Annotated in this window: 7 protein-coding genes; 4 read left to right on the plus strand and 3 right to left on the minus strand. The window is 68.7% G+C overall.

The genetic code is table 11. From position 1 onward, the window contains the following. The first annotated feature begins 145 nt into the window (after window positions 1–145). The 3 genes from AC5ZH6_RS12450 to meaB are packed head-to-tail and all read left to right on the plus strand — an operon-like array spanning window position 146 to window position 5357. On the plus strand, window positions 146–2083 hold the full coding sequence (locus AC5ZH6_RS12450; RefSeq protein WP_288337557.1) for a methylmalonyl-CoA mutase family protein: 1938 nt from the start codon (window positions 146–148) through the stop codon (window positions 2081–2083). Continuing rightward, window positions 2080–4344 (plus strand): methylmalonyl-CoA mutase, encoded by a 2265-nt coding sequence (scpA, locus tag AC5ZH6_RS12455; protein WP_006370113.1) that lies wholly within the window; start codon window positions 2080–2082, stop codon window positions 4342–4344. The genes AC5ZH6_RS12450 and scpA overlap by 4 nt, the downstream gene beginning before the upstream one ends. After that, complete coding sequence (gene meaB, locus AC5ZH6_RS12460; protein ID WP_496169069.1) at window positions 4341–5357, plus strand: methylmalonyl Co-A mutase-associated GTPase MeaB; 1017 nt, start codon at window positions 4341–4343, stop codon at window positions 5355–5357. The genes scpA and meaB overlap by 4 nt, the downstream gene beginning before the upstream one ends. An 80-nt stretch (window positions 5358–5437) precedes the next feature. Here the strand turns inward: meaB and AC5ZH6_RS12465 are convergent, their stop codons facing one another. The 3 genes from AC5ZH6_RS12465 to AC5ZH6_RS12475 all read right to left on the minus strand — a co-directional run bounded on the left by AC5ZH6_RS12465 (window position 5438) and on the right by AC5ZH6_RS12475 (window position 7908). Continuing rightward, complete coding sequence (locus AC5ZH6_RS12465) at window positions 5438–6409, minus strand: ABC transporter substrate-binding protein (RefSeq protein ID WP_496169071.1); 972 nt, start codon at window positions 6407–6409, stop codon at window positions 5438–5440. A gap of 84 nt (window positions 6410–6493) precedes the next feature. Further along, window positions 6494–7225: an SDR family oxidoreductase gene (locus tag AC5ZH6_RS12470; protein WP_496169073.1), complete on the minus strand. Its 732-nt coding sequence runs from the start codon at window positions 7223–7225 to the stop codon at window positions 6494–6496. After that, window positions 7222–7908 (minus strand): isochorismatase family protein, encoded by a 687-nt coding sequence (locus tag AC5ZH6_RS12475; RefSeq protein ID WP_020171367.1) that lies wholly within the window; start codon window positions 7906–7908, stop codon window positions 7222–7224. The genes AC5ZH6_RS12470 and AC5ZH6_RS12475 overlap by 4 nt, the downstream gene beginning before the upstream one ends. A 22-nt stretch (window positions 7909–7930) precedes the next feature. Here AC5ZH6_RS12475 and AC5ZH6_RS12480 point away from each other — a divergent pair, with 22 nt between their 5' ends. Then, window positions 7931–9508 (plus strand): (2,3-dihydroxybenzoyl)adenylate synthase, encoded by a 1578-nt coding sequence (locus tag AC5ZH6_RS12480; RefSeq protein WP_496169075.1) that lies wholly within the window; start codon window positions 7931–7933, stop codon window positions 9506–9508. Window positions 9509–9512: the final 4 nt, after the last annotated feature.

Here is a 9512-nt window from a genome sequence, read left to right on the forward strand (position 1 = left end):
CGTGATCGCGGCCGAGTCCGCCGGGCCAGGCGTGTCGGACGTGGCATACGTCACGACACGGGCCTACTGTGCGGTACCGAGCGAGCGATCGGCTAAGGTCAACTACGCTCTCGACCGAGCGCATGATGGAGGTGTGTGCAGCACGATGCCCGAGCACAGCGAACAGCCCGAGCAGTCCCGACAGGCGCTCGACGAGGCATACGAGACATGGTCGCGGGCCGCGGCCGGGGTGCTCGCCAAGTCGCGGCGCGTCGAGGTCGATGATCTCCCCGACACCCCCGAGGCACTGCTGTCCACGCAGACCCGGGACGGGCTGACCGTCCGCCCGCTCTACACGCGCCGAGACGAGACCGTCGAACCCGGTGTCCCCGGTGGCTTCCCCTACGTCCGTGGGGCCGACCCGCACCGCGACGTCCTCACCGGCTGGCGGGTGACCGAACGATTCGGCGACGATCCGGCATCGGCCCAACAGGTCAACACCGAGATCCTCGAGGCGATGAACAACGGGACCAGCGGCCTGTGGCTGGCCGTCGGAGGTGCACTGACCGCCGACGACCTCGCCACCGTGCTGTCCGGTGTCTACCTGGACCTCGTGCCGATCAGCCTCGACGCCGGCGCCTCGGGTATCGAGGCCGCACGCGCCCTGCTCGCCGTCCTCGACGGTGCGCCCGCGGGCGCGAACACCGCCGCGCCGACCGCGGCGACGACGCTGTCCCTCGGGCTCTCACCGCTGACCGCCGCATACTCGGGACGGCCCACGGTGGCACCCGAGGCGGCCACGGAACTGGCGGTCGAGGTCGCGGGGGCGCACGGCGCCGCGGTTCGCACCCTCCGGGTCGACGGCACCGACTTCGCCACCGCCGGTGCCGACAACGGACTCGAACTGGCCCTGTCGGTGGCTGCCGCGGTGGCGCATCTGCGTGATCTCACCGCCGCCGGACTCGACCCCGCGGCCGCGCTGGAACAGCTCACCTTCGCCGTCTCGGTCGCCGACGATCAGTTCGCCGGAATCGCGAAACTGCGTGCGCTGCGGCGTATCTGGGCTCGGGTGGCCGAGGTGATCGGCGCACCGAACTCCGGTGGCGCGCTGACCCATGCGGTCACCGACCTGTCGATGTACAGCCAGCGTGATCCGTGGGTCAACATGCTGCGCAGCACCATCGCCGCCTTCGGTGCCGGCGTCGGCGGTGCCGACCAGGTCACCGTCCTGCGGTACGACGCCGCGTTGCCCGCCGATGCGCGCACCTCCGGAGCCGCGTTCTCCCGGCGGATCGCCCGCAACACCCAGCTGTTGCTCCTCGAGGAGTCCAACATCGGACGCGTGCTCGATCCAGCAGGCGGATCGTGGTTCGTCGAATCGCTCACCGACGACCTCGCCGCGAACGCGTGGGCGGTCTTCGGTGACATCGAGAAGCAGGGCGGATATCGCGCCGCCCTCGACTCGGGGTGGATCGCCGAGCGTGTCGCCGAGTCGTTGCAGACCCGGGACGTGGCGGTCGCCCATCGTCGCGAATCGGTGACCGGGGTCAACGAGTTCCCGAATCTCGCCGAGAAGCCGATCACCGGCGCCCCGGCCACGACGACCGACCTCGTCGGCGCGACCCCGCGACTGGCCCGCGTCGGACGCGCCTTCGAGCAGTTGCGGGATCGCTCCGACGCCCAGTTCGCCGACACCGGCACCCGTCCGCGAATCCTGTTGCTGCCGTTGGGAAGTGTGGCCGAGCACAACGGCCGCACCACGTTCGTCGCGAATCTGCTCGCGGCGGGCGGGATCGAGGCGGTGAACCCCGGGCCGCTCGACGCGTCGACCATCCCCACCGCGATCGCCGACACCGGCACGCCGATCGCCGTCCTGTGCGGCGCCAAGGCGCGCTACGCCGAGGACGGTCCGGCGGCGCTGGCCGCGGCGCGGGCAGCGGGTCTGGCGCACGTGCTGCTCGCCGGACCGGACAAGGAATGGCCCGCCGGTGACGACCGCCCCGATGGCTCGCTGCGTGTGGGCATCGACGCGGTGGCCACCCTCACCGACCTCTTCGACCGGCTCGTCCCCTCCGTCCCCGCCACCTCGGGAGCCAGCGCATGACCAACACCGAACAGACAACCGCGATACCGAGTTTCGCCGACGTCGACCTCGCCGTCGAGGTGCCGGCGGTACCGGCCGACGCGGCTGCGGAGGTGATCGGGGACCTCTCGGCCGCCCACGGTTACAGCACCGAGCAGGTCACCTGGAGCACCCCCGAGCAGATCGACGTCACGCCGGTGTACACCCGCGCCGACCGGGATGCGGTGACCACCGACGGCGCCCACCCGTATCCGTTGGATTCGGTACCCGGGGCGGCGCCGTTCATCCGCGGCCCGTATCCGACGATGTACGTCAACCAGCCGTGGACCATCCGCCAGTACGCGGGCTTCTCCACCGCGGCGGAATCCAACGCCTTCTACCGCCGCAACCTGGCGGCCGGGCAGAAGGGCCTGTCGGTGGCCTTCGACCTGGCCACCCACCGCGGCTACGATTCCGACCATCCACGCGTCGCCGGTGACGTCGGCATGGCGGGTGTGGCGATCGACTCCATCCTCGACATGCGCCAGCTCTTCGACGGCATCGACCTCGGCAGCGTGTCGGTGTCGATGACGATGAACGGTGCGGTGCTGCCCATCCTGGCGCTGTATGTCGTTGCCGCAGAGGAACAGGGCGTGCCGCCGGAGAAGCTGGCGGGGACCATCCAGAACGACATCCTCAAGGAGTTCATGGTCCGCAACACCTACATCTATCCGCCCAAGCCGTCGATGCGGATCATCTCCAACATCTTCGAGTACACCAGCCAGAAGATGCCGCGGTTCAACTCGATCTCCATCTCCGGCTATCACATCCAGGAGGCCGGGGCCACCGCCGATCTCGAGCTCGCCTACACCCTCGCCGACGGTGTGGAGTACATCCGCGCCGGCCTCGACGCCGGGCTCGACATCGACAAGTTCGCCCCGCGACTGTCGTTCTTCTGGGGCATCGGGATGAACTTCTTCATGGAGGTCGCCAAGCTGCGTGCTGCGCGTCTGCTGTGGAGCGAACTCGTCGCCCAGTTCGATCCGAAGAACCCGAAATCGTTGTCGCTGCGCACACATTCGCAGACCTCGGGGTGGTCGTTGACCGCCCAGGACGTGTTCAACAACGTCGCCCGTACCTGCGTCGAGGCGATGGCGGCCACCCAGGGTCACACCCAGTCGTTGCACACCAACGCCCTCGACGAGGCGATCGCCCTGCCGACGGATTTCTCCGCCCGCATCGCCCGCAACACCCAACTGCTGTTGCAGCAGGAATCGGGTACCACACGCCCGATCGATCCGTGGGCGGGCAGCAACTACGTCGAGTGGCTGACCCATCAGCTCGCCCAGAAGGCCCGCGAGCACATCGCCGAGGTCGAGGCGACCGGCGGTATGACGCAGGCGATCAACGAGGGTCTGCCGAAGTTGCGGATCGAGGAGGCCGCCGCCCGCACGCAGGCGCGCATCGACTCCGGTCAGCAGCCGCTCATCGGGGTCAACAAGTACCGCGTCGAGGACGACGAGGAGATCGAGGTTCTCAAGGTCGAGAACTCCAAGGTGCGCACCGAACAACTCGAGAAGCTCGATCGGCTTCGCGCAGGCCGGGATTCGGCGGCGGTGGAGGCGGCCCTGGCCGATCTGACGCGCGCCGCGGCCAGCGACGACGGCGGCATGGAGAACAACCTGATGGCACTGGCCATCGAGGCCGCCCGGCAGCAGGCGACCGTCGGTGAGATCTCTGCGGCGCTGGAAAAGGTCTATGGTCGCCATCAGGCAGAGATCAAGACCATCAGCGGGGTGTATCGACATGAGGTGGGTGCGGTGACCGGCGTCGAGGCGGCCACGGAGATCGTCGAGCAGTTCGCCGAGGCGGAGGGTCGGCGCCCGCGCGTGCTGGTCGCCAAGATGGGCCAGGACGGACACGACCGCGGGCAGAAGGTGATCGCGACGGCATTCGCCGACCTCGGCTTCGACGTCGACGTGGGCCCGCTGTTCGCCACCCCCGAGGAGGTCGCCACGCAAGCCGCCGACAACGACGTCCACGTCGTCGGTGTGTCCTCGCTGGCCGCCGGGCATCTGACACTGGTGCCCGCGCTGCGCAAGGCGCTCGAGGAGGTCGGCCGCCCCGACATCATGATCGTCGTCGGTGGGGTGATCCCGCCCGGTGATTTCGAGGAGCTCTACGAGGCAGGCGCCGCGGCGATCTTCCCGCCCGGTACCGTCATCGCCGACTCGGCGGTCGAACTCGTCGGCAAGCTCGCCGACAATCTCGGGCTCGAACTCGCCGGAGTCGCTTCCGAGTGACCGACCAGAGCGGCACACGGGCAGCGGTACGCCGACGGGTAGACGTCGATGCGCTCGCCGAGGCCATCCTCGAGGACCGTCGCGCGGACCTCGCCCGCGCGATCACCCTCGTCGAATCGCGCAGGCCCGACCACCGCGCCGCGGCGCAGGAGTTGCTCCTGCGTCTGACTCCGCACTCGGGCAAGTCGTTTCGGGTCGGCATCACCGGCGTCCCGGGGGTCGGCAAGTCCACCACGATCGAAGCACTCGGACTGCATCTCATCGAGCAGGGCCACAAGGTCGCGGTGCTCGCCGTCGACCCGTCCTCGACGCGTACCGGCGGGTCGATCCTCGGGGACAAGACCCGGATGGGCCGGTTGTCGATGGACAAGCGTGCCTACATCCGGCCGTCACCGACGTCCGGCACGCTCGGCGGGGTCGCCAAGGCCACCCGCGAGTCGATCGTCCTCGTCGAGGCCGCAGGTTTCGACGTGGTGCTGGTGGAGACCGTCGGCGTCGGCCAGTCGGAGGTCGCGGTGGCCAACATGGTCGACACGTTCTCGTTCCTGACCCTGGCCCGCACCGGGGATTCGTTGCAGGGCATCAAGAAAGGTGTCCTCGAGCTCGCCGACGTGATCATCGTCAACAAGGCCGACGGCACACATCTCACCGAGGCGAACGCGGCCGCCCGCGAGCTGAAGAACGCGCTGCGGCTGATCTATCCGCACGACGCACTGTGGTTTCCACCCGTGCAGACGATGAGCGCGCTGGAGAACACCGGCGTCGACGAGTACTGGGCGGCGGTGGAACGTCATCGCGAGACACTGCTCGCCGCAGGTGAATTCGAGGCCCGACGCAACCGCCAGCAGATCGAGTGGATGTGGGAGATGGCGCGCGAGACCGTGCTGGCACGCCTTGCCGATTCCCCGGAGGTCAAGGCGGTACGCGCCGAGGTCGAGCAGCAGGTGCGCGAGGCCACGCTGACCCCGGCGCTCGGCGCGCAGCGCATCATCGAGACCTTCGACAACCGCTGACCCGACAACCCGAACGCGCACCGGCGCCGCACCTTCGAGGTGCGGCGCCGGTGTCCTTCAGCGGGTTGGTCGCACGCGGGTCAGAGCTTGGCGGCCACCGGTTTCAGGGTGTCGATGACGAACCCGACCGACGGCGCACTGGGCACGCTGAACGCGGGTTGGGTCTTGTCGTCGAGGTAGACGACCGTACCGTTCTTGACGGCAGTGAGGTTGCTCCAGCCGGGTACCTGGTTCACCACGGCGTTGTTGCCGCCGGGAACATAGACGACCAGCAGATCCGAGTTCAGCAGGTCGATCCGCTCCGGCGAGATCAGCGCACGGGTGGACTGACCGTTGTGCAGTGCGGCGACCTGCGGGTTCAGGGTGAAGCCCAGTTGGGCGATGAGGCCCGCAGCGGCATCCTTGGTGGAGTTGATCGCCCCGACCTGACCGGTCGGGCCCACCTGCGCGAAGGTGAAGGTCTTGCCCTGCGCCTTGGCGTTGTTCGACTTGAACGTCGAGATCTCACCGTTGGTGTCATCGATCAGTTTCTGTGCCTGATCGCCGACGCCGAAGATCTTGCCGGCCGTCGTGGTCAGTTGCTCCCAGGTGTCGGCGGTGGCGCCCTTGGTCAGTACCGGGATCGTCGGGGCGATCTCCTTGAGCTTGTTGTACTGGTCCTCGCTGCCGAGGTAGCCGGCCAGGATGAGGTCGGGGTTGAACTTGGCCAGTTCGGCGACGGTCACCTGGGTCGGGTCGGCGACCTCGACGATCTGTGCGTTGTTTGCGGGGGTCCACGAGAACGTCGGCGTGCCCTTCGGGACGAACGCCGCGGTGATCGGGATATTCAGTGCCGCAAGGGTATCGGTCCAGTCACTGAGCAGTGTCACCACGCGGGTGGGCTTGGCGGTGATCTCCGTCGAGCCGTATTCGTGATCGATGGTCACCGGGGTGAACGACGAACTGCTCTGTGCCGAGTTGTCGTCGGGGGAGGAGCAGGCGCCGAGGAAGGCGATCAGGCCCACCGCGACGGCCACCACCAGGCCGCGCAGCATCGGTCGTGTGTTCTTCACGAGAATCCAATCAGTTGTGTGGGAGGAGTGGGGATTTCGGCGGGCGAGGTGTCGTCCGGTGCGGCGTTGCCCGTGGCGACGGGGTCACATGTCCAACGTCGCACCTCCGTCGACCCGCAGGTCGTGCAGCGTGACGTGGCGCGCCGCATCCGAGGCGAGGAAGACGACGGTCTCGGCGATGTCGGCCGGGTCGGCGATCCGGCCGAGCGGTATGCCCAACCGGAATCGGGCGGCGTCGCCGACGAGCACCGTGTCGCGATCGGCATCGGAGGCCCACATACCCCGCAGCATGGGGGTGTCGGTGGACCCGGGGGAGACGATGTTGACGCGCACGCCGGAGGGTGCGACGGCCAGCCCGAGTGACCGTGCGTAGGAGGTCGCGGCAGCCTTGGATGCCGCGTACGCCGGTAACGCGGTGCGCGGCACGGTGGCGGCGTTGCTGGAGACGACCACCGCCGAGCCTCGTCGACGGGCGGTCATCGAGGGCAGGGCCACGTCGAGGAGGTTGCGGACGCCACCGGCGTTGACGGCCATGCAGGTGTCCCAGTCGTCGCTCATCACGCCGGCGGCGGCGACCACCACACCGATCGGACCGTGTTCGGTGTCGAGCTCGTCCCAGGCGGCGCGCACGGCGTCGCGATCGGTCACGTCGACGGCACGAATATCGGTGTCGGGCTGACGGTCCCATCCGATGACGGTGGCACCGGCGGCCCTCAGGGCGTCGACGACGGCAGACCCGATGCCGCCCGCGGCGCCGGCCACCAGGGCGACCTCACCGGCCGGCCCGGCCGGCCCGGCGGTGGATCCTCCGGTCACGCCGTGACTCCGGACCGATCCGTGCCGACACCGTCGGAGGCGTGTTCTGTGGCCGCTACCTGCACAGCGCGCAACACCTGTGCGGCGCGGACGACCCGTCCGGCGCGTTTGCCGATGTACTCGGCGGCCATCCGGTGCTCGTCGCGGGAGAAGTCACCCATCGCGTCGACGACGAAGAAGGGGGCGACGTCGCTCATGAACGCGTCGGTGGCGCTGATCATGCAGCCCATGTGGGCGTAGACCCCCACGATGATCAACTGGTCGCGGCCGTGGTGGGCGAGCAGTTGGCGTAGGTCGGTGCGCTGGAAACCCGAGTATCGCCACTTGGTGACGCAGATGTCACCGTCACGTGGCGTGAGTTGCTCGATGATCTCCTCGTCGCGTCCGGAGGAGAGTCCCTTGCCCCAGAAGTCGGAGAGGATGCCGCGTCGCGACGGATGTTGATCGCCGGGTTGGGCGGTGTAGACCACCGGAACGCCTGCCGCCGAACATGCTTCGCGGATCGCGATCATGTTGGGTAGTGCCGTGGCCATCGGTTCGTGGTCGAGCCGGTAGGCGTCGATGAAGTAGCGCTGCATGTCGTGGATCAGCAGCGCGGCGCGTTCTGGCTGCAACGTCCATTCCACGCGGGCGGGGAAGGGGCCCACGGGTATCTGGTACGGAGCGATCGGGGGAATGGCCACAGCATTAGGGTAGCCTCACCTTGTGCACGCGACACCCTGGCCCCCCGAACTCGCCGAGAAGTACCGCACGACAGGTGCCTGGACGGGCGAGAACTTCGACGACATCCTCACCACGCGAGCCCGCGACCGGCGTTTCGCCGACAAGATCGCCGTCGTCGACGACGAGCGCTCGCTGACCTACGCCGAGTTGGACGAACGCGTCGAGCGGCTGGCGGCCGGGCTGGTCGGCCTGGGTATCGCAGCCGACGACCGGGTGATCGTGCAGATCCCGAACTCGGTGGCCTACGTCGAGGCGGTGTTCGCGTTGTTCCGCGTACGCGCCCTGCCCGTCTTCGGATTGCCCGCCCACCGCGAGACCGAACTGGTCGGCATCGCCCGCTCGGCCGCAGCGGTGGCGATCATCTCTCCGGCGAGCGGTCGCGGCGTCGACTACCGGGCTCTGGCACAACGCGTGGCCGACGCGGTCGACTCGGTGCGGCTGCTCATCGACTCGGACACTTTCGAGGAGCTCTGGGCGCAACCGCTCGAGCATCCTCGCGCCGATCCCGAGCAGCTCGGCTTCCTGCAGCTCTCCGGCGGCAGTACCGGAGTGCCGAAGCTGATCCCGCGCACGGCTGCCGATTACCTGTACAGCGTGCGGCGCAGCAATGAGGTCTGCGGTGTCGACGAGAACACGGTCTATCTCGTCGTGTTGCCCGCCGCGCACAATTTCCCGATGAGTTCCCCGGGCATCCTCGGTGCGCTGTACGCCGGCGCGACGGTGGTGCTCTCGCCGAGCCCGACGCCGTCGGTCGCCTGGGAACTCGTTGCGCGCGAACGGGTCACCATGGTGGGCCTGGTGCCACCGCTGGCCCGGCTGTGGACCGAGACTGCCGAGGCCGGTACCTCGCTGGACCTGTCGAGCCTGCAGACCGTGCAGGTCGGCGGCGCGCGGTGTCCGGACGAGTTGGCGCGGCGGATCGGCCCCGCTCTGGGGGTGCGGCTGCAGCAGGTGTTCGGGATGGCCGAGGGTCTGGTCTGCTACACGCGGCTCGACGACCCCGACGACCAGATCACCTCCACGCAGGGCAGACCGATGTCGCCGCTGGACGAGATGAGGCTCGTCGACGAGCACGGGGCGCCGGTCACCGACGGTCCGGGTTTCCTGGAAACCCAGGGCCCCTGCACGATTCGCTCCTACTGGCGCGACGCGAGCCCGGAGTCGTTTGCCGCCGACGGGTGGTATCGCACCGGTGACGTCGTCGAACTGACCGCGCAGGGCAACCTCGTGGTGCGGGGGCGGGCCGCCGACCGCATCAATCGCGGCGGTGAGAAGGTCTCGGCCGAACAGGTCGAGGAGCATCTGCTGGCCCACCCGGCTGTCCGCGACGCCATCGTCGTCGCCGCGTCCGACACGTACCTGGGCGAGCGCACCTGTGCCTATGTGGTGCCCGTCGACACCGACGACCCACCCACCCTGGCGGGCCTGCGCGCCTTCGTCCGCAACTCCGGCCTCGCCGAATGGAAGCTCCCCGACGCCATCGAGGTGATCGAGGCGTTCCCCGAGACCGGGGTGGGTAAGGTCAGCCGAAAGAAGTTGCGGGAGTTGCTCACCCGCTGACCGT

It is taken from the genome of Gordonia sp. YC-XJ4 (assembly GCF_059511865.1).